Consider the following 20,147-nt stretch of genomic DNA (forward strand, 5'->3'; position numbering starts at 1 on the left):
AGATTGACGCAGTTAAAATACAAGCAGGGGCATCTCAGAGAAGCGCGCAAAGGCGCTCAGTGCGCTGGTCTGGCCAAACAAGCTACCAGCATCGCTCGGCGGTTGATCGCCGGTGGAGAGATGAACGCCAGGTCGACACCACCATGAGGCTGTCGGGGCACGGCGCCGCCCGCTGCCGGGACCGGAGCGAAGAATGCAGGTAGCCGAGAAGGCAGGCGATCCTTACCACCCACAGACCTCCCTGTGGAATTAGCGCTTTAATGTTGTCACCGATCGCCACGAAACCGAATCTCGGTCGGCGCGTTTTGAGCAGGCAACATGACTGGAGTGGCGGATGGAACGCCTGTCGACAGGATACGACGAGATTGAACGTGAAAAGCAGGGAAACGTCATACCGCGTCCGATCTCTGATCATGGCGTTATCGGTGACCTCGCAACACTGGCCTTGGTCGCCAAGGATGGGACGATCGATTTCATGTGTTGGCCGAACTTTGACAGTCCGACAATCTTCGCGGCGCTCCTCGATCCCGAAAATGGTGGAAACTTCGAAATCTCGCCGAATATCGCTGATGCCAGGGTGGTCCATCAATACCGTCCAGATACCAATGTGCTCATCACCCGTTGGATGGGCCGCTGATGCGAGCGCGGAACTTACTGATTTCATGGCCGTCAACAACGGCGTAGCCGGCACAGCGACGACGCTCGCGCGGCGTCTGAAGATCACGCGCGGCAAGGTCCAGTTCACGATGCGCTGCGCGCCGCGTTTCGACTACGCCCGGCAAAAGATGGGCGCTATCGTGAACGGCAAAGAGGCATCTTGGGAGCCGTCAGCTTCCGTTCAGGGATTTCGTTTGTCGTCCAACACTGGCCTTTCCGCCGATGGCGCCGACGTCGTAGCTGGCGGTCTCCTGATGGCCGGAGAGACGGCAGATTTCATCCTTGCAGCTGTCGATCAGCGTCAAATCGAGATATCGGAGATTGATGGTTTCGAGGACGCCACCATTGCCTATTGGCAGAATTGGGCTTCGCAATCAACCTATCGCGGCCGATGGCGGGAGATGGTCAACAGATCAGCGCTGACGCTGAAGCTGATGACGTCAAGGCGCCACGGCTCTATTGTTGCAGCGGGAACTTTTGGCTTGCCCGAAGCGCCCGGGGGTAGCCGCAATTGGGATTATCGCGCGACATGGATCCGGGATGCATCCTTTACTGTTTACGCCTTGATGCGACTTGGATACCAGCAGGAGGCCGAGGCTTTCAACGGCTGGATCGGCAAGCGCGCTATGAGATGCGGTTCCCGAGGCAAACTTGATATCATGTATGCCGTCGATGGTGGGCAAGTGCCGGAAGAGGTCAGTCTTGACCATCTGCGGGGCTATGGCGGAGCGCGTCCGGTTCGCATCGGCAACAAGGCATCCGAGCAGTTCCAGCTTGATATCTACGGCGAGCTTATGGATGCGATCTATCTCAGCAACAAATACGGTCACGCCATCTCTCATGACGGCTGGCGTGGCGTGCGAGACGTCATCGACTATGTGTGCGAGCATTGGCAGGATGCCGATGCGGGTATCTGGGAAATGCGCCGGGAGCCGCAGCATTTCCTCCATTCCCGGCTGATGTGCTGGGTGGCGGTTGATCGCGCGATACGCCTTGCGAGCAAGCGCTCGCTGGCTGCGCCTTTCGCCAAATGGATCGACGTGCGCAATGATATCTATGAGGACATCTGGGCCAATTTCTGGAATGAGGAAAACGGACATTTTGTTCAAACGAAGAATGGCGATAGCCTCGACGCATCCCTGCTACTGATGCCACTGGTGCGCTTCGTCAGTGCGACAGACCCGCGATGGCTGGCAACTCTTGACGCGATCGGGCGAACCCTTTCTGACGACGGCGTCGTCTATCGCTACAAGAGCGCCGACGGTTTGCGCGGCCGGGAAGGTGCTTTCTCGGCCTGTTCTTTCTGGTATGCAGAATGCCTTGCGCGCGCCGGCGACCTGAAGAAGGCGCGGCAGGTATTCGAGGCGGTCCTCAACTACGCCAACGATCTCGGTCTTTATGCCGAGGAGTTCGATGTCCGCTCTGACTTGATCGGCAATTTTCCGCAAGCTTTCACGCATTTGGCGCTGATCAGCGCAGCCTATTATCTCGACCGTGAGCTTGATCGACGAAACGACCAAGAATGGCGGCCGTAAGCAATGGCGGTTGCGGATCCCGGCGTGCGAGCAGAAATGAATAGCCATCTGTCGAGCGCACGTTCGATAGCAGTGCCGGGCCGACTGGCCGGAGGATCCGGCTTGATCCGTGAGCACGCCACCCTGTCTCGGAGACTGCTGACCGCTCTCGGCGGCCGTCCCTTGCGAGCGACCGTTGCAAGGGAAAAAGGAGATCACGCTCGCCCGCGTGATCTCCAATTAAAACTGCTCCACGCCCCCGCAAAGCAGTCGATGCCAGAGAGGAACTGACAAGCTGAGACTGAGGCGGTTTGGTTAATGCAGCGTTAATGAACGACGACATGATTTTGCCGCTGTGAACAGCGCTGAAAAACAAAAACGGTTCATCGCATGGGTCAGCCGTGCGTCAACTCATGTGCCATCGACGGTTTTGCGAACATCTCTTGCTTCATCAGCACTCAGCGACATTGACCGCATCGACCGACGCGGCGTGCATGGCAATGGCAGGATGACGGGCAACTATTTACCCGTCAGGAACGCGCGCCAGCCTCCAAATGCCGTAATGTCGGCACAGTTGCTCACTGCAGATGCTTCAACGAGGAAGCCCTTAACACTGGACCCATCGGCCAAGGCGATCGTCCCGATCCCTAAGGGGGATGGTATCTCGGCGACGACACTTCCGAACGCCTCAGCAGACAAACGCCAAACCTCCACGTCGATTTCGCCGCCTTCTCCATCACGGATGCGAAGCAGGCCGGGCTTCGAAGGCTTCTGGGATGTCAATTCGAACAATCGGTACGCATCGGATGTCTTTGCGGTGCGCACAAAACGCGCGTCCCTGGATGTGAGTTGGGCATTGAGAGGCATGCCGCTCAGATGAGCTCCGACCACCGCAATTTCAATTTGGCCACGCGCGGGTGGCGCCACAGCAGCGGTCTTTGGAAGCGTCCAGCCGGTAGCACCCAGCGTTAGGCCGCTCGCCTGGTGAAGCCTCCGCGCCACGGCGCCAGCGATGCCGTCCTGGCCAGCTGGCGCAAGCAGCGTCACGCTCGATGGCAGGCCGTCGCGGCGCCGGCCACAGGGTACGGCGATGCCGCAGAGATCGAGCAGATTGACGAAATTCGTGTAGGTGCCCAGCCGCGAGTTCTCGCGGATCGGTTCGGCTTCCAGCTCGGCGACAGTGAAGTGCCGCGGTGCCGTCGGCACGCAGAGCAGATCGACCGAGGCGATGACAGGCGCGAGCTGCTTTTTATAGGCCTGAAGCGCGTAGAGGCCGCGGAAGGCGTCCGAGGCGGAGAGCGTCCTGGCGCCGCCATAAATCTTGCGGGTTACCGGATGGAAGCTCGCTTCCTTCGCATCAAAGAATTCCTTGACGGCGGCATAGCGCTCGGCGACCCAGGCCCCCTCGTAGAGCAAATCGGCGACCTTATAGAAATCGTGGAAGGGCAGTTCGGTGATCGCGTAGCCCATCCCGGCGAGGTCATCGAGGCTCTTGTCAAAAGCTTCAGCCATCGCCTCGTCGCCAAAGAACCGCAGATCGGCACGCGCCGGCACGCCGATTCTCAGAACCGGCGGCAGCGCCTCTAGCGCAAGCGGGCCGTAATCTCTCGAATAAGCGTCGGTTTCATCTGGCGCGGCCGCAGCCGAGAACACGCACCATGCATCGTCGACCGTCAGCGCGAAGACCGAGACGCAATCGAGCGTGCGGCAGGCGGGGACGACGCCCGATGTCGAAAGCGCGCCGAGGCTCGGCTTCAGCCCAACGATGTTGTTGAGGCCGGCGGGAATGCGGCCGGAGCCGGCTGTATCGGTGCCGAGCGCGAAGCTGACGATGCCCTGGGCGGTGGCGACCGCCGATCCGGAAGACGAGCCCCCTGGCACAAGCTTGGGATCGATGGCGTTGCGCGGTATCGGATAGGGCGAGCGGACGCCGACGAGGCCAGTGGCGAACTGATCAAGATTGGTCTTGCCGACGACAATGGCACCGGCCGCCTTCAGCCGGGCAACGACGGTCGCATCCTTTTCGGGCGTATAGGCATAGTCGGGGCAGGCGGCGGTGGTCGGCATGCCCGTGACGTCGATATTATCCTTGACGGCGAAGGGGATGCCCCAGAGCGGCTTTGCCGACGGGTCGAATGTGCCGAGCGCCGATGCTTGGGCGAGCAGATCCGCCTTGCTGGCAATTGAGATGAAGATGCCCGCATCGTTTACCGCCGCGATGCGGGCGAAGACCGCCTCGATCACATCCTCGGCCTTTCCGCCGTCGGCGTAGAAGGCGTGCAGTGAACTGATATCGAAGGCTGGTGCCGTCCTCATGCCATTTCCTCTTCCAAAATCCTCACCGGCCTGTCCCACTGGATCAGGACCACGCATCCGGTATCGCTCCACACCGAATGCTCGGTGCCTTCGGCATTGACGACATAGCTTCCTCGGCCGTAGTCGCCCGCCTCGTCGGATTGCGTGCCATCGAGAACGAAGATCGTCTCCAAGCCCTGGTGGCGGTGCCGGGGGACTGCTGCTCCTGCCTCGTATTTCAAGAGCGCTATCCCCGGCTGGTCCGCCTCGAACCTGCGGATCCAGTGTATCTCCACCCCGTCACGGAATGGCTCGAAGGCCAGTTTATTCCAGCCGCCCAGCGTTAGCATCTCGCGCGTCGTTTCAGGCATCGGCGATTCCTTTCAGAATATCGTCCACATGGGCGGTCCAGCCGACGATCGCGCCCTGGGCGCGGATCATGTCGATTGCCGCCTTTTTGAATTCGGGGAAATAGCTTTCGGTCGCCTCTTCGGCGAGCAGGCACTCGTAACCGCGGTCGTTGGCTTCGCGCATCGTCGTCTGCACACAGACCTCGGTGGTGACGCCGGCAAAGACCAGCTGGCCGATGCCTTTCTCTTTCAGGATGTCGCCGAGCGGCGTGGCATAGAAGGCGCCCTTGCCAGGCTTCTCGATAACGATCTCGCCATCGACGGGTGCAAGCTCAGGGAGAATAGCTGTTCCCGGCTCGCCTGCGATCAGGATGCGGCCCATCGGACCGGCATCGCCGATCCTCAGCGACGGGCTGCCGCGATCGCGCTTTGCCGGCGGCAGATCGGAAAGATCGGGCTTGTGGCATTCCATCGTGTGAATGACCGGCAGTCCCGCCTGGCGGAAGCCTTCTATCAGGCGCTTGACGTCGGGAATGATCCTGGTGATCCGGCTGACATCGTTGCCGAGGCTGGCGCCGAAGCCGCCGGGCTCGGCGAAATCACGCTGCATGTCGATGACGACGAGGGCCAGTTCGCCCGGTCTTGCCGGGAAGGCAAATGGTTCTGCCGCAATGCCGACCATCAGTGATGTCCTGCCATATGGGCGCCGATCACGCCGATGTCGGCACCGCGGGCTGGCGTTTCGTAAACCAGCTTGCCTTCCGAGATGACCATAATGCGATCGGACATTTCCAGGAGCTCGTCCAGATCTTCCGACAGCAGCAGCACCGCCGTTCCGGCGTTGCGCGCCTTCATGATGCGGGCTCGGATATCGGCGACAGCAGAAAAGTCGAGGCCGAAACAGGGATTGGAGACGATCAGGAGATCGACATCGCCGGTCAGCTCGCGGGCAAGCACCGCACGCTGCACGTTGCCGCCCGACAGAGCCGCGATCGGCGAGGCGGACGAGGCGGTCTTCACCTTGAAATCGGCAATCAGATCGGCGGCGCGCTTCTTCATCTGTCCCTTGCTCAGCCAGATAGCATCGCCGCCGCCGTCCTTGAGATCGAAGGTGCGGAAGGCAAGGTTCTCGCTGACGGTCATCTTCGGGGCGCAGGCGTTCTGCAGCGGCTCTTCGGGGATGAAGCGGACGTTGTGCTGGCGCGTTTCCGGCCGGGTGGCGCCGTAGCGGCTGCCCTTGACAGAGACGCTGCCTGCTTCCAGCGGGCGCTGCCCTGCGAGAATTTCTGTCAGTTCCTTCTGGCCGTTGCCGGATATGCCGGCGATCCCGAGGATTTCGCCCGAGCGGACGGTGAGCCTGTCGATCTCGATGGTCTTGAGGCCGGAGCGATCCGGTGCCTTGGCGGCCTCGACGGCAAGCACCATCGGCGCGCTATCGGAAACCGGTGTGCGGGCGTCGAGCTCGGCAAGCTTGACGTCGCCGATCATCATCGCCGCCATATCGGATATCGAGAGCTCGCCGATCTTGCCGCTGCCGACCAGCTTGCCGCGGCGCAGGATCGAGACGGCATCGGCAAACTTGGTCACCTCGTGGAACTTGTGGCTGATCATCAGTACGGTCAGCTCGCCGCGCTCGGTCATAGCGCGCACGAGCCCCAGCATCTCGTCGGCTTCGGCCGGGGTCAGCACCGATGTCGGTTCGTCAAGCACGATGAGGGAGCGGCCGAGATAGAGCTGCTTGACGATCTCAAGCTTCTGCTTTTCGCCGGCCGCCAGCTCGCTGACAGGGCGTTCGAGCGGGATCTTGAACGGCATGCGTTCCATGAAGGCCGCAAGATCACGGCGTTCCTTGGCCCAGTTGATGACTGCGGGCACTTCGGCTCCGCTGATCACCAGGTTTTCGGCGCCGGTTAGCGACGGCACCAGTGTGAAGTGCTGGTAGACCATGCCGAGGCCATAGGCAGCCGCATCCCGGGGCGAGGCGATCGCAGCCTCGCGGCCGCCGACCGATAGCGAGCCCGATGTGGCATGGTAGAAGCCCATGATGCATTTGACGAGGGTCGATTTGCCGGCGCCGTTTTCTCCGAGCAGCGCGTGAAAGCTGCCGGCAGGAATGCTGATCGAGACGTTGTCCAGTGCGGTGAACGACCCGAAGCGCATGGTCATGCCGAGGGTATCGATACCGATGGCCTTGCCGGCCTGGGGAAGGGGCGTGTCGCGAACGATGCTCACTTCAACTCTCCTTTTCAACGATGATGGCGACGGGACCGCCGCCGGAGGGACCCTGGTGTTCGGCCCCGCCGGAGACATAGAGATCGGTCATGCCGAAGACGCCGGCGAGCACGCCGCCGACGAAGGCGCGGGCATGGCGTGTGCCTGATATGTCGGAATCGTCGAGCATGGTGTGGCGCAGACCACCGACCTTTCCCGACGGGTCGGGCTCAGCCTTGGCGAGCACCGCGGTGAGACGGGCACTGGCGGGCAGACGATCGCGTGCCTTTAGCACGGAGGATGTGTCGATCGCATTCTCCATCACGGCATGGTCGATCGCGAAGGGACCGGACCAGCCGTTGCCCATGCCGAGCACGACGATTTCATGGTCAAGCAATTCGACGCCGCCGGAGGTGGATGCGCGGCGAGAGAAGATGGCGTAGCGCGTGCAGATGTCGGCGTCGGCAATCGAACCTGGGTCGGCCTCGCCGAGGGCGACGGCGGCACCGAGGGCGGAGGCACCGCGCGACAGGCCCATCGATTTCAGCGTGTCGCGGGTCGCGACCGCCTCGCCTTCGTTCTCGGCGACGCCAACGCGGGCCAGCGTCAGAAGCGGGCATTTGATCTGGACGAAATGCACGTCCCTCGGGTCATCGATGCCGGCATCGCGCATCGCCGCCTTCACACCGTTGGCGACCATCAGGATCTGCTGGCGGCGCCCGAGATGGTGGAAGGGAAGGACCGGCGTACGTGCGGTGCCGATCGCCAACGCGCGGCCCGCCGGCGCCTCGCTCTTTTCGCGGGAAAAGACCGTCCAGTGCGGCGACAGCGCGCCCTCCGTGCCGCCGGACATGACGAGGCAGACGCCGGTGACGCCATGCCTCGCGAACAGCGCTTCGAAGCTGCGGCTGGCAAAGCCGCGGGTGAAGTCGTTGACGCAGCCATTGCCTTCCGTCTTGCCGAGGATGGCAACGACGCTTTCCGGCCTCAGCCCGGCGGCAAACAGCGCCTCGACGACGGAGACGTCGTCGGGGCCGGCTGCCGCAACGCGATAGACATGGGCACGCATTGAGGACATCAGGGCAGCGCCTCGATCAGAGTGTTCGAATTGGAGACCGAGCCGAACACGCCGCCCTGCATCTTCACCATCTTGATGGCGGCGAGATGATTGCCGTAATCGGTGGCGCCGCAGCAGTCTTCGAGCAGCAGGCATTCGAAGCCGCGGTCGTTGGCTTCGCGCATGGTGGTCGAGACGCAGACATCAGTGGTGATGCCGGTCAGGATGATGTTTTCGATACGCTTCTGGTTGAGGATCAGCTCCAGGTCGGTGGCGCAGAAGGAACCCTTGCCGGGCTTGTCGATGATCGTCTCGCCGGCGACCGGGTACAGTTCGGGGATGATGTCCCAGCCTGTTTCGCCACGGGTGAGAATGCGGCCGCAGGGGCCGGGATCGCCGATGCCGGCGCCGATGCGTTGCGAACGCCAGCGCTTGTTGGCCGGCAGGTCGGCGAGATCGGGCCGGTGGCCCTCGCGGGTATGGATGATGTGATAGCCCTTGGCACGCATGGCTGTAAGCACCGCCTTGATCGGCTCGATCGGTGCCTGGACCAGCGACAGGTCGTAGCCCATGTGATCGACATAGCCGCCCTTGCCGCAGAAATCGGTCTGCATGTCGATGATGATGAGAGCGGTATTGTCGGGTCGCAGCGCGCCATTATACGGCCAGGGATAGGGGTCGGCGGTGATGTAATGCATCTTGGTCTCGACCAGAGTGTCCATCGTCTTGTCCTATTCGGCAGCGGGTTTGAGGGTTTCGCCGTAGCGGCGTGCCGGCGTGTCGAAGCCGCAGGAGGTGCCGTCGGTGACCTTGATCTGGTCTTCCCAGGGCAAGCGGTAGCGGCCGGCGATCAGGTCGTGCATGTAGCTGTAGGGCGCGTCACCGGCGCCACCCGATACCGCGACATAACCGCGATGGCCGAACTGGTAGATGTTGTTTTCGACACCCAGCCGAGACGTGCCTCTCGGACGAGATCGGGACGGACCTCGGCGGTGATGATCTCGTTGACGCGGCCGGATGTGCCGTGAGCGATGATCGTGCCGTCGAAATTGCAGATCATGCCTTCGCCCATGGAATCGAAGGTGCCGTCGGAGCCGCACATGCAGACACTGGCGGTGACCATGAGATTGCAGAAGGCGTTGGACTGGTTGGTGAACTTCCAGCTGTCGCGGATCGGCGCGGTATAGCCCGCCGTGCGGATCATGATCTCGGCGCCCTTGTAGGCGCATTCGCGGGCCATTTCCGGGAACATGCCGTCGTGGCAGATGATCAGCGCAAGCTTCGCGCCCTTCGGGCCGTCGATCACGGGAATGCCAAGATCGCCGGGCTCCCATGGCTCGATCGGGACCCAGGGATGCATCTTGCGATAGTAGAGCTTGAGCTCGCCCTGATCGTCGATGACGATGCCGGAATTGTAGGGCATGCCGCCGGGGTTCAGCTCCATGATCGAGAAGCAGCCCCAGATGGCGTTGTCGCGGCAGGCCTGCTTGAAGGCGGCGACTTCAGGACCGTCGAGGCTGCACATGATATCCGGATTGATGTCCATCGACAGGCCGTGCAGGGCATATTCGGGGAAGACCACGAGATCCATGCCCGGCTGATTGCGTCTCGCCTTGCCGACGAGATAGACGATCACCTGCGTCTGGCGCGCAAGGTCCGCCCTGGTGACGGTGACCGGCAATTGCAGCTGGACGAGGCCGATGCCGACACCGTGCTCCGATTTGTTCAAACCGCCTAGGCCGTTCATGGCTGGGCTCCTTTCTGGTTCATTTCGTCAGTGACAGGGCGCCCGGCGCGCCCGTCAGCGAGCGGTTGGGCGACGAGGTGGCGATCAAGATGGCGAGCGTCAGCACGTAGGGGGCGGCGTAGAAGAGGTAATAGCCCTGCGTGACGCCGACCGACTGCAATGCCGGACCAAGCGCACCGGCGCCGCCGAAGAGCAGTGCCGCAAAGAAGCAGCCGATCGGGTTCCAGCGCGCGAAGATGACGAGCGCGACGGCCATCAGGCCCTGTCCGGAGGAGATCCCCTCGTTCCAGGAGCCGGGATAGTAGAGCGACAGATAGGCGCCGCCGATCGCTGCCAGCGAGCCGCCGGTGGCCGTGGCGAGCAGACGGACGCGGTCCGGATTGATGCCCATGGCACGCGCCGCATCGGTACTGTCGCCGACGACCCGCAGGATCAGTCCGACGCGCATGTTCCGGAACGCCCACCAGAGCAGGAATGCCAACGCGGCGCCGATGACAAACAGCACATTGATGTTCAGGGCGGCCTGTATCTGCGGGCTCGCCGACCAGAAGCCAAGCGGGATGGCCGGCAGGCGCGGGGCAACCGGCTGGATGAACGGCTTGCCGAGGAAGAAGGCGAGGCCAAGCCCGAACTGCATCATGGCGATGCCGATGGCGATATCGTTGACCTTCGGCCATTTACAGATCCAGCCGTGCACCAAGCCGAAGATCGCGCCCGACCCCATCGCGGCGAGTACGCCGAGCCAGGGAGAACCGGTCATGACGGCGATGGCATAGGCGGTCATGGCGCCGAAGACGAGCGTGCCTTCGAGGCCGAGATTGATGCGGCCGGAGCGTTCGGTGATCGTCTCGCCGAGACTGACGAAGATGAAGGGGGTGGAGACGCGGATCGCGCCGGCCAGGATTGCAAGCGGAACACCCCAGATGCCGATGCCTGAACTTTCCATCACTGGTTCCTTTTCCAGAGGTCCGGATTGAAGATCTTGAAGCGGCCGTAGAAGGTCTCGCAGAACAGGATGACGATGAAGAGCGTGCCCTGGAGGACGAGAACCGTGGCGTCCGGCAGGCCCATGCGCCGCTGGATCAGACCGCCCGAGGCATCGATGCCGCCGAGCAGGATGGCAACGGGGATGATGGCCAGCGGATTATGCCGCGCAAGGAAGGCGACGAGGATGCCTGTATAGCCGTAGCCGGCCGCAAGCGAAGCATTGGCGCCGCCCTGGACGGCCGCCACCTCGATCATGCCCGCCAGTCCGGCAAAACTCCCGGCGATCGCGGTGAAGCCGGTGATCAGCCTGCCGACCGGCAGGCCCTGGATCTGGGCGGCGCGGACGTTGCCGCCGGCGATGCGCGCGGCAAAGCCGTAGCTGGTCGCCTCGATCAGCAACCAGGAGAGGATGCAGGCGGCGATGCCGATCGCCAGACCCCAATGGACGTCCATGCCGGGGATCTTGCCGAGCATGTATTCGGCCGGTAACGGCGCGGTGGATGGCTTGTTGAGACTGGCCGGATCGCGCAGCGGTCCCTCGACGAACTGGTTCATCAGGGCAATGGCGATATAGGCGAGCAGCAGCGAGGAGATCGTCTCGTTGACGCCGCGATAGTGGCGCAGGAAGCCGGCAAGGCCGATCCACAAGCCGCCTGCAACCATTGCCGCCAGGCCCATCAGGATCAGCGTCGGCCAGACCGGCGCAAAGCCGACGAGTGGCAGAGCGATCGCCGCCGCTGCGACCCCTCCGAGCACGACAGCGCCTTCGCCGCCGATGATGACGAGGCCGAGACGGGCGGGAAGTGCTACGCAGAGTGCCGTCAGCAGCAGAGGGGAAGCTCGGCTCAGGCAGTTCTGGATCGAAAACCAGCTGCCGAAACCGCCGGTATACATCAGCTGGAAGAGCATCGCCGGCGACTTGCCGATGATGAGGATGAAGAGGGAGAAGAGCGCGAGCCCGATCAGGATGGCCACGAGCCCGATGGCGACGGGCTCGGTGCGCCGCGCCAGCCATTCGATGGCCGGGCGCAGCGAGGCGGGCTTGGCAGGAGCGGCTGTCATTGCGGGATCGTGGGTCTCGACCGTCATGGCACTTCTCCCTTCAATCCATCAGGCGGTGGATCCGACGACGCCCTCGACCAGATAATCCATGCTCTCGAGCTCGATCGCGTCCTCGGCGAAGCTCTTGCCGCCGGCGATCACCTCGTTGCCCTTGTTGTCTTTCATCGGGCCCTTGAAGACCGAGAAGCCGCCCTTCATGATTTCCGCATGCGTCGCTTCGAACGCCTTGCGGCCTGCCTCCGGCACTGCCGGTCCGAGCGGGCTCATCTTGACGAAGCCGTCCTTCAGGCCGCCGCGGACGAAGTTGGCGAGCTTTTCGCCGGCCTGGGCCTTCTTGACGAAGTCGGTGTAGACGTTGCCCCAGGCCCATTCGGCGCCGGTCAGGTATTTTTCAGGAGCCAGCGGGCTCTGGTTGGCGTGATAGCCGCAGACGAAGGCATTGCGGCCAGCCGCCGTCTCGACGACGACCTTCGGGCTATCGACATGGCAGGTGATGACGTCGGCGCCCTGATCGATCAGCGCGTTGGTCGCTTCCGCTTCCTTGACCGCCAGCGACCACTCGCCGGTGAAGATCACTTGGCAGGTGATAGTCGGATCGACGCTGCGGGCGCCGAGCAGGAAGGAATTGATGTTCTGGATGACCTGCGGGATTGGTTTGGCTGCGACGAAGCCGATCTTCTTGCTCTTCGTCGTATGGCCGGCGGCGATACCGTTCAGATACTGGCCCTGGCCGATATAGCCGAAATAGGAGCCGGTATTCTTCGGATGCTTGCCCTCCTGCCAGAGGCCGCCGCAATGGCGGAACTGGATATCCGGATATTTGGCGGCCATGGCCAGCATGTGCGGATCGAAATAGCCGAAGGAGGTCGGGAAGAGCAGCGTTGCGCCGTCGAGGTTGATCATCGATTCCATGGTCTTCTGAACGTCTACGGTCTCGGGGACGTTTTCTTCTTCGACGACGGTGACGCCGGGGATCGCCTTGACGACGGCGGCACCCTCGGCATGCGCCTGGTTGTAGCCGTAGTCATCCTTTGGGCCGACATAGATGAAACCAATGGTCAGAGCATTCTGGGCGAGCGAGCGTGACGCGGTGAGGCCGGTAACGGTTGCGGCGAAGGCGCCGGCAGCAGTAGCAGTCAGAAATTTGCGGCGGTTCATGGGAAGGAGGTCGGTCATTGCAGGCTCCTTGACGGCTGGGCCGATAAAAAGGGTTACGAAAAAGTGTATGCAATGGCCGTGCCAGTTCCTAAGTCATTGAAAAGAGGAGTTGAAAATCGACATTCAGCCGCACCTGATAAAAGTGTATGCACTTTCGTTGGATAAAATGATGATTTTATAATCAAAACAGGTTCCATGGTGAAAATTACGCCTTCTGCGTAACGTCTTTCGAACTTCGATTCGTGGACGAGTTTTTAAATCCCTGAATTATCTAGATATTTGACTATCTCGTAAATCTGTATCATCTGTATGCAGATTGCTGAGAGAAGGCAGGGCGTTGCCGCGGATACGAAAAAGAGAGGTCATTAGAGCCGGTAACACCGTCGAACAGATGGTGAGGGCAGTTGCCGATCTGATTGTGACGGGAGAACTGCTACCGGGCGAAAAGCTCGATGAGGGCTCGCTAGCCGACCGCTTTGCCGTCTCCCGCACACCGGTGCGCGAGGCTTTGCGCGAACTCGGGGCGATGGGGCTGGTTGCCCGCGAGCCCAACCGCAGCGCAGTTGTTGCAAATGTTTCCGGGCACTATCTTCATTCGATGTTCGAGGCGATGGCTGAGCTCGAGCGAATATGCGCCCGGCTTTGTGCCGAGCGTATGAGCGTTGACGAGCGCAGATTGCTCGAGCGCCAACACGAGGGTTCAAAGGTGTTGGTGCATCAGTTTAACGTGGATGAATACGCCGCGCATAACGCCGAATTCCACACCCGCCTCTATCGCGGAGCGCGCAACGATCATATCTTCGAGCTAGCGACTGCAACTCGTGCCAGACTTGCACCTTTTCGCAGCGCCCAGTTCCGCCTGCCTGACCGTTTGGCAAGATCATTTCAAGAGCACGATCTTATCGTCCAGGCAATCCTGAGAGCGGATGGAGCGGCGGCTGGCGATTATGCTTTCCAGCACGTTGAATTGGTCAGTAGCGCAAGCAGCGTCTTCGCAAGGGGCTGATATGTCGATGATGCGTTCTTTTTAGAATGGGTCACGCTGCAACCAGTCCGGTCCAAACAATCCGATAATGCTCTGACGAGCTCACCCCTCGGGTCGGAAGCGAGAGCGCATCAATGCTCCCGGGTCTAGATATCGGGTGAACTGATTGAGGGGACGACACGCGTCCGTCGTCTGCGGTTATCGTAGATAACAAAGCTGCCGAAGCACCGCGTGGACCTCGCGTCCAGGTCCATAATCTTCACGAACCATTGACGGGAGGCCCCTCAAAAACGTGATCAGTGCGATCATCGCGATGCCCCAGAAATAGGCCGCCGTTGATAGAGCGGCCGTGCGCGTGAGATCTCACCAGTGGATGGCTGGATGTCAGAAAAGGTCAGGTCACATCCTTGACTGTAGAAGGCGGTACCACACGTGTTTCACGCGGTTGGCTGCCGCGAGTCCGAAACACGAACTGCGGGAAGAGCTATTCATGATCTCTGTTTTCACAAAGCCATTTGCCGGCTTCCTTTTCGATATGGACGGCACGATCATCAACTCAGCAGCTTCAACTGATCGGGTTTGGGGCAGGTGGGCCGTTCGCCACGGATTAGATCCACATGAGCTTCTTGCGAAAATGCACGGATCGAGGTCGGTTGATACGATCCGGCGATTGAACCTGCCGGGGGTAGATCCCGAACGGGAAGCCGCGGCAATTGAAGCCGAGGAAGCTGATGACATCGAGGACGTGGTTGCCATTCCCGGCGCTCAGACATTCTTAAACAGTCTGCCGGCGCGACGGTGGGCACTGGTGACATCGTCTTCGAAGAAGCTTGTGCTGCGTCGACTGGAGGCTGCACAACTTCCTGTACCTGAGTTTCTCGTAACGGCTGAGGAAGTCGTGCATGGGAAGCCCGATCCCGAAGCCTATCTTCTCGGCGCCGAGAAGCTGGGTGTCAATGCAAGAGATTGCCTGATCTTTGAGGATACGATGCCGGGTCTGAACGCTGGCGAAGCTGCTGGGGGCAACATCCTGTTGATCAGCGCCGTTCATAATCCTCCCCTGGCAAGCAAACACGAGGCGGTCGACGACTTTCGGCAACTGAGAGCGGTTCCTTCCAACGACGGCGCTGTGCTTCGAATCGAAAAAATCACAGGCAGCAGTATTGCCGGTGGGTAAACGTTTGATGGCGGCCAGGCGCTCGACGCTGTCTCATCCGGTGCTCTGGTGTCGTTTTAAATCATGATGATCGCGCCTGACGTGCCGCGACGAAAACCCTTCTTGATCTCCTTTCAAATGGCACGGTGTCAGGCGTGTTGCGTATGAGATACACTTGGAAGCGGCTGTCACCAGCGTCATAGCTGTGCGTCGTAGAGGAGCCCACATGTCAAAGACAAGACTGTTCTCGCCTATCCGTATCGGGTCGCTCAACATGCGAAACCGCATCGTCATCGCGCCTATGTGCCAGTACTCGGCTGCCGACGGCGAAATGACTGACTGGCATCACATTCACCTTGGCCATCTCGCACTCTCGGGCGCGGGCATTCTTACGATCGAGGCGACAGCAGTCTTACCAGAGGGTCGGATAACCTACGGTGACGTCGGCCTATATTCCGATGGCTGTCAGGCCGCGATGGATCGTGTGCTGACCAGTGTCAGACGGTGGTCCAACATGCCTGTTGCGATCCAACTCGGCCATGCTGGCCGCAAGGCCTCGACTGAGAAGCCATGGCTTGGTGGCCATCAGCTGAGCCCAGGCGAAAAGAACGGCTGGAAGACCGCCGCTCCTAGCGCTGTTGCGTTCAAGCCTGAATACGATCCGCCTCAACAACTCGATAGAGACGGACTTAAGCGGGTGCGAGGTGCTTTTGCAGACGCCGCAAGACGTGCTGCCGCTCTCGGGATCGACGCTGTGCAGATCCATGGCGCACATGGCTATCTGCTGCATCAGTTCCTGTCACCACTGTCAAACAAACGCACCGACGAGTACGGCGGCTCGCTTGAGAACCGCATGCGGTTTCCCCTGGAAGTTTTCGATGTGGTCAGAGAGGCTTTCCCTTCCGACAAGCCTGTGACGATGCGCGTGTCGGCGACCGACTGGGCACAGGGGGGGTGGGACAACGCTCAGACCGTCGTTTTCGCCGAGGCGCTGGAGGGGAGAGGGTGCTCGGCAATCCATGTTTCGACCGGCGGGCTCTCGGCTCACCAGCAGATTTCAATCGGTCCAAGCTACCAGGTACCTTTCGCGCGCACCGTCAAACACGCAGTCAAGATACCTGTGATCGCTGTCGGTCTCATTACTGACTTCGAACAGGCGGAAGCCATATTGACAACGGGGGATGCTGATCTCATTGCGATCGCGAGAGCGATCCTCTACGATCCGCGCTGGCCGTGGCACGCTGCCGCGCATTTCGGGGAAACCGTTGATGCGCCCGAACAATATCTTCGCAGCCAGCCTCGTCAGTTCAAGGACCTGTTCGGTACGCCGGCGGGATGATTGCCGTAGGGTATTGCCACTCAGACCTTCGATGAGACCTCGCGGCAACCGAACTAACGCTTCTCCGGTCCCCGCCGTCCCCGCCAGCTGCAAATGTTTTCCCAAGCCAAGGCGATACCGGCTAGCAATAGGAAAACGGTCGGAATAGCGACTATCGGAATGGTCCAGACGCTGAGAGCACCGGTCAACCACCATAGCATCCATACTGCGTCAACCATCAAAAACAAGGCGACAAGAAATGAGATCGCTCTACGCATCACGCCCCATCTGACCATTTACATGAAAGTAGAACTTGGACGGCCTCCATGGGTTCCGGCCTGCGGGCATTGTCTCGGCTGCGATGCTGCGCAGCCAGGATCACGCGGGTGGCTATCGCGCCTGCGTGGGATCTGGCGTCAGCCGAAACGTTCGCCTGTCAAGCGCCCCGCTGTCGGCGGCATCCCGCACGGCGCCAATATTTCAAATTCAGTACCGATGAGGCTCCCTCGAAGCCGATCCGGTGGATCTTCCCTTATCGGTCGCTGCAGTTCAGGAATACAGAAAACCTCGCGCGGGCCTATGACGAGGCAGCGTATTTGGAGACCGTCATATCCCCATTCTCATGTGAACCCTCGCATTGATGACAATGGAACATCATCATCATCTACACGTTCCTCGCCGCCAGCAAAGGAGCAAATGATGATACGAGCAGAACAGATTACCGAGCACATGGAAGTCATCTCTCAGGACGGAGCGCATGTCGGCACGGTCGACCACATGGACGGCGACAGCCGCATCAAGCTTACCAAGACCGACTCCGACGATGGAAAACATCATTTCGTTTCCTTGGAATGGGTGGATCATGTCGATGAGCATGTGCACCTCTCCAAGAGCGAAGCTGATGTTCGCAGCGCATGGTCCGTCGAGGACTGACGACCTACAACGCTTGACGTGAAACAAACCCATGGGGCCGGGCCGTCCGGCTCCTCCTTCAAGCAGCTACGGGAACAGCATGGCAAGGATCGCGATCATCGGCTCGGGACCGACGGGGATCTATACTCTCAAGGGGCTCATCTCGCACCCGGCTGGACTTTCGATCACCGTCTTCGAGGAAAGTCCGGACCCCGGTAAAGGCACTCCTTACCATCCAGCCGTCAACGACAAGGCTATGTTGGCGAATATAGCGAGCATCGAGATTCCGCCGATCATTGACAGCCTCGTAGGCTGGCTCAGATCGCGGTCCAACGAGGAGCTACAGAATCTCGGCATAGCACGCGACGCGATCGGCGAGCGCGAGTTCTATCCCCGCATCGTTCTTGGTGACTACTTTGCTGCGCAGTTTTGGGAGCTGGTCAGGCGTGGCCATGCGGCGGGTCACACGATTGACGTCCGGGGAAGCTGCCGGATCGCCGACATCGCATTGAATGCGCATGATCTAACAGTCACGGCAACAAGCAGCGAGAATTCGCCTTGCCGGTTGAGCTTCGATCATGTTGTGATGGCAACAGGTCATGACTGGCCGCAGGATACGGAAACATCTCCGGGCTATTTTGCCTCTCCATGGCCCGCAGCTGCTATCAAGCGGATCAAGGCCGTCAAGGTCGGCGTTCTTGGAACGTCCCTCAGTGGCATTGACGCCGTGGTTTCGGTGGCGACGGCGCACGGGGTGTTCCTACGGGACGATATGGGGGCGCTGCTGTACCAGCCTTTGCAAGGTCGCGAGGACTTGCACATCACGATGATGTCGAGGAAGGGACTGCTTCCTGAGGCCGATTTCTACTGCCCTATCCCTTACGAGCCATTGGCTATATGTACACCGATGGCGGTCGAGCAGGCAGTACACGATGAACCGGACAGGCTTCTGGACGCTGTGTTCGATCTCTTCAAGCAGGAGCTTGCCCGTGCGGATCCTGATTTTGCTGCACGCATTGGACTGGCCCTTGCGACGGTAGAAGATATTTCCGATCGATACTTCCGCGAACGGACAGCCAGCGACCAGTTCGTATGGGCCGGCCGTGTTCTCGCACAGGCCAAACGGGATAAGATCGAGCGCAACACGGTTCCTTGGCGCTACGCTATCCTGCGCATGCATGAGGTCATTGCACGAGCCGTGCCGCACTTCAGCAACGGCGACCTGGGACGCTTCCATAAATATTTCAAAACGGTCTTCGTCGACGATTATGCGACGGTTCCACATGAATCCATTGAGCGGCTCTTGGCGTTGCACAATGCCGGGAAGCTAGAGGTGATGGCAACGGGTTCTGATTACACGATCGAAAAGACCGACGGTCAGCCGGGAGTCGAGCTGACTATCGCTGCTTCCTCGCCCATCCGTTTCGCGGCCTTCATTGACGCCACCGGGCAACATCCTCTCTCCGCAAAGGACATTCCGTTCGAGAGCCTCCGACGCCAGGACGTCATCCGGCAGGCTCAGACACCGACCAATAGCCTGGGTGGCGACGGGTGCGATCTCAGGCCCACAGGGGGGATCGACGTCGATCAAAGCTTCCGGCCGAAGTTCGAAGCGAACTTGACAAACCAGCTCTACTGCGTATCGGTGCCTTTCCTGTTGCACAAGCTGCCATTCGTCCAGGGCATAACATCTGCAAGCGATATGGGCGAGATCGTTTCTGAATCGATCAGGAGCGCGCTCGGGAAAGTTAGTCAGTTACTGCCATTCCCGGTTTCGACTGAAAGGCTAAATCGATCGCCTACACCGACGACGCCCACCGAGGATACGGTTGCATAGACGCCGAATGCTCGATGCCGCTTTCTGACGATGGTACGAAGCACCTCGGCATCCTCGTCAATTCCTTGTTGGGCGATCATGGTCATGCCGCAACGCTTGGCAACCTCCTTCACCAGCCCGCCGCCCCCAACGCCGACGTGGAACGATTGCCCTACCCAGCCCTGGTCATTGCTTTCAGTGCTGATCACCAGATTGGGCCGGAAGCGGCGTGTGTCGACAAAGCTTTTACCAAGTTCGAGCGATAAAGCGCGTAGGGATGATGTCGTTATGAGGTGAAGCGGGGTGACGTCGTACCTTGGTTTGAGGCAGACCGTCGACCCATTGGTGAGAGACACCATGGTTCCGGCAGCTCGTATGCCGCACCGGAAGCCCATGTGCTCGCTTACCAGTCTATCGAGTTCGCTTCCATGACTGGCCTCGTGCTTTCCAACTGAGACAACCACTGATGTACCTTCAATGCGTGCTGCCATCAGCAAAGCCTTGCGCCAACGAAGGTCGCTTTCGGGAGAGGCGACTTGACCGTTATCGAGGTCAACGAGCAGATGCGTCCTGTCCCCGGCTATGCCCGAGAGGCAGATTTCGCCCGAGGTGAGCTTCTCGCCGCCCAAGCTCGATACCGGATATCTCCAAACTTCTATAACATGGCCAGCCATCAAACCTCTCGCATTTTCGCAGCAACCCATGCCGAGAGCTGCTACGACAAATGCGGACCAGGATAGTTCGTTCCTGCAGTGGCTTTCAAAATGTCCAAAACGTGTCGCAACGGTTGGCGCGCCGGCCTTTGGTGAGCCATGCAAGGCCATGGCGATGCGCACTATTCCGTTACGTTCCTTCTCGCCCTCATGCGGCCGGAAATGACAGCGGCGGCTCCTGTCATCGAACTCTGGTGATCCAATTGCTA

Annotated in this window: 17 protein-coding genes and 1 pseudogene; 7 read left to right on the plus strand and 11 right to left on the minus strand. The window is 60.4% G+C overall.

Translation table 11 applies throughout. From position 1 onward, the window contains the following. Positions 1–334 precede the first annotated feature (334 nt). Positions 335–637 carry a trehalase-like domain-containing protein gene (locus tag ABIE40_RS26505; protein ID WP_354541162.1) on the plus strand — a complete coding sequence of 101 codons (303 nt, stop codon included), beginning with the start codon at positions 335–337 and terminating at the stop codon, positions 635–637. A 25-nt stretch (positions 638–662) separates the two neighbouring features. Beyond that, positions 663–2,192, plus strand: coding sequence for a glycoside hydrolase family 15 protein (locus ABIE40_RS26510; protein WP_354541163.1), 1,530 nt, complete (start codon positions 663–665; stop codon positions 2,190–2,192). A gap of 498 nt (positions 2,193–2,690) precedes the next feature. On the opposite strand, the gene atzF is transcribed toward ABIE40_RS26510, so the two are convergent. The 10 genes and pseudogenes from atzF to ABIE40_RS26560 form a co-directional block, all read right to left on the minus strand. Beyond that, positions 2,691–4,487, minus strand: a complete 1,797-nt coding sequence (gene atzF / locus ABIE40_RS26515; protein ID WP_199629696.1) for an allophanate hydrolase — start codon at positions 4,485–4,487, stop codon at positions 2,691–2,693. Next, the gene (locus ABIE40_RS26520; RefSeq protein WP_130279542.1) at positions 4,484–4,837 is read right to left on the minus strand and encodes a cupin domain-containing protein; all 354 of its coding nucleotides are present in this window, start codon (positions 4,835–4,837) and stop codon (positions 4,484–4,486) included. Before ABIE40_RS26520 ends, atzF begins: the two co-directional genes overlap by 4 nt. After that, complete coding sequence (locus ABIE40_RS26525) at positions 4,830–5,498, minus strand: cysteine hydrolase family protein (RefSeq protein ID WP_130279541.1); 669 nt, start codon at positions 5,496–5,498, stop codon at positions 4,830–4,832. Before ABIE40_RS26525 ends, ABIE40_RS26520 begins: the two co-directional genes overlap by 8 nt. After that, positions 5,498–7,048 (minus strand): ABC transporter ATP-binding protein, encoded by a 1,551-nt coding sequence (locus ABIE40_RS26530; RefSeq protein WP_199629695.1) that lies wholly within the window; start codon positions 7,046–7,048, stop codon positions 5,498–5,500. The genes ABIE40_RS26525 and ABIE40_RS26530 overlap by 1 nt, the downstream gene beginning before the upstream one ends. 1 nt (position 7,049) lies before the next feature. Continuing rightward, a complete protein-coding gene (gene atzD, locus ABIE40_RS26535) occupies positions 7,050–8,105 on the minus strand; it encodes a cyanuric acid amidohydrolase (protein WP_199629694.1) in 1,056 nt (351 codons plus the stop codon). Then, positions 8,105–8,806 (minus strand): biuret amidohydrolase, encoded by a 702-nt coding sequence (gene biuH / locus ABIE40_RS26540; RefSeq protein WP_199629693.1) that lies wholly within the window; start codon positions 8,804–8,806, stop codon positions 8,105–8,107. Before biuH ends, atzD begins: the two co-directional genes overlap by 1 nt. 9 nt (positions 8,807–8,815) lie before the next feature. After that, positions 8,816–9,831: pseudogene (locus ABIE40_RS26545) on the minus strand (formamidase). A gap of 19 nt (positions 9,832–9,850) precedes the next feature. Continuing rightward, the gene (locus ABIE40_RS26550) at positions 9,851–10,777 is read right to left on the minus strand and encodes an ABC transporter permease (protein WP_112715961.1); all 927 of its coding nucleotides are present in this window, start codon (positions 10,775–10,777) and stop codon (positions 9,851–9,853) included. Further along, complete coding sequence (locus ABIE40_RS26555) at positions 10,777–11,907, minus strand: ABC transporter permease (protein WP_130279538.1); 1,131 nt, start codon at positions 11,905–11,907, stop codon at positions 10,777–10,779. Before ABIE40_RS26555 ends, ABIE40_RS26550 begins: the two co-directional genes overlap by 1 nt. Before the next feature lie 21 nt (positions 11,908–11,928). Beyond that, positions 11,929–13,056 carry a BMP family ABC transporter substrate-binding protein gene (locus tag ABIE40_RS26560; protein WP_112715965.1) on the minus strand — a complete coding sequence of 376 codons (1,128 nt, stop codon included), beginning with the start codon at positions 13,054–13,056 and terminating at the stop codon, positions 11,929–11,931. 373 nt (positions 13,057–13,429) lie between these two features. On the opposite strand from ABIE40_RS26560, the gene ABIE40_RS26565 reads away from it, so the two are divergent. The 5 genes from ABIE40_RS26565 (at position 13,430) to ABIE40_RS26585 (ending at position 19,246) form a co-directional block, all read left to right on the plus strand. Continuing rightward, positions 13,430–14,044: a GntR family transcriptional regulator gene (locus tag ABIE40_RS26565; protein ID WP_413709012.1), complete on the plus strand. Its 615-nt coding sequence runs from the start codon at positions 13,430–13,432 to the stop codon at positions 14,042–14,044. Between the two features lie 469 nt (positions 14,045–14,513). After that, on the plus strand, positions 14,514–15,200 hold the full coding sequence (locus ABIE40_RS26570) for an HAD-IA family hydrolase (RefSeq protein WP_130279536.1): 687 nt from the start codon (positions 14,514–14,516) through the stop codon (positions 15,198–15,200). Between the two features lie 205 nt (positions 15,201–15,405). Further along, a complete protein-coding gene (locus ABIE40_RS26575; RefSeq protein WP_130279535.1) occupies positions 15,406–16,518 on the plus strand; it encodes an NADH:flavin oxidoreductase/NADH oxidase in 1,113 nt (370 codons plus the stop codon). A 678-nt stretch (positions 16,519–17,196) separates the two neighbouring features. Further along, a complete protein-coding gene (locus ABIE40_RS26580) occupies positions 17,197–17,430 on the plus strand; it encodes a DUF2171 domain-containing protein (RefSeq protein ID WP_112716171.1) in 234 nt (77 codons plus the stop codon). A gap of 79 nt (positions 17,431–17,509) precedes the next feature. Further along, entirely contained in the window at positions 17,510–19,246 is a 1,737-nt protein-coding gene (locus tag ABIE40_RS26585; protein ID WP_199629692.1) for an FAD/NAD(P)-binding protein, read from the plus strand. Here the strand turns inward: ABIE40_RS26585 and ABIE40_RS26590 are convergent. After that, positions 19,162–20,061 carry an MOSC domain-containing protein gene (locus tag ABIE40_RS26590; RefSeq protein WP_199629691.1) on the minus strand — a complete coding sequence of 300 codons (900 nt, stop codon included), beginning with the start codon at positions 20,059–20,061 and terminating at the stop codon, positions 19,162–19,164. The two genes, ABIE40_RS26585 and ABIE40_RS26590, sit on opposite strands and share 85 nt — an antisense overlap. Positions 20,062–20,147 lie beyond the last annotated feature (86 nt).

Source organism: Rhizobium sp. OAE497 (genome assembly GCF_040546565.1).
Lineage (GTDB): Bacteria > Pseudomonadota > Alphaproteobacteria > Rhizobiales > Rhizobiaceae > Rhizobium.

Excerpts from the sequence above, each read along its gene's own strand:
- ABIE40_RS26505 (WP_354541162.1), top strand. The coding sequence starts at position 335 with ATGGAACGCCTGTCGACAGGATACGACGAGATTGAACGTGAAAAGCAG.
- ABIE40_RS26510 (WP_354541163.1), top strand. The coding sequence starts at position 663 with ATGGCCGTCAACAACGGCGTAGCCGGCACAGCGACGACGCTCGCGCGG.
- atzF (WP_199629696.1), bottom strand. The coding sequence starts at position 4,487 with ATGAGGACGGCACCAGCCTTCGATATCAGTTCACTGCACGCCTTCTAC.
- ABIE40_RS26520 (WP_130279542.1), bottom strand. The coding sequence starts at position 4,837 with ATGCCTGAAACGACGCGCGAGATGCTAACGCTGGGCGGCTGGAATAAA.
- ABIE40_RS26525 (WP_130279541.1), bottom strand. The coding sequence starts at position 5,498 with ATGGTCGGCATTGCGGCAGAACCATTTGCCTTCCCGGCAAGACCGGGC.
- atzD (WP_199629694.1), bottom strand. The coding sequence starts at position 8,105 with ATGTCCTCAATGCGTGCCCATGTCTATCGCGTTGCGGCAGCCGGCCCC.
- biuH (WP_199629693.1), bottom strand. The coding sequence starts at position 8,806 with ATGGACACTCTGGTCGAGACCAAGATGCATTACATCACCGCCGACCCC.
- ABIE40_RS26550 (WP_112715961.1), bottom strand. The coding sequence starts at position 10,777 with ATGGAAAGTTCAGGCATCGGCATCTGGGGTGTTCCGCTTGCAATCCTG.
- ABIE40_RS26555 (WP_130279538.1), bottom strand. The coding sequence starts at position 11,907 with ATGACGGTCGAGACCCACGATCCCGCAATGACAGCCGCTCCTGCCAAG.
- ABIE40_RS26560 (WP_112715965.1), bottom strand. The coding sequence starts at position 13,056 with ATGACCGACCTCCTTCCCATGAACCGCCGCAAATTTCTGACTGCTACT.
- ABIE40_RS26565 (WP_413709012.1), top strand. The coding sequence starts at position 13,430 with ATGGTGAGGGCAGTTGCCGATCTGATTGTGACGGGAGAACTGCTACCG.
- ABIE40_RS26570 (WP_130279536.1), top strand. The coding sequence starts at position 14,514 with ATGATCTCTGTTTTCACAAAGCCATTTGCCGGCTTCCTTTTCGATATG.
- ABIE40_RS26575 (WP_130279535.1), top strand. The coding sequence starts at position 15,406 with ATGTCAAAGACAAGACTGTTCTCGCCTATCCGTATCGGGTCGCTCAAC.
- ABIE40_RS26580 (WP_112716171.1), top strand. The coding sequence starts at position 17,197 with ATGATACGAGCAGAACAGATTACCGAGCACATGGAAGTCATCTCTCAG.
- ABIE40_RS26585 (WP_199629692.1), top strand. The coding sequence starts at position 17,510 with ATGGCAAGGATCGCGATCATCGGCTCGGGACCGACGGGGATCTATACT.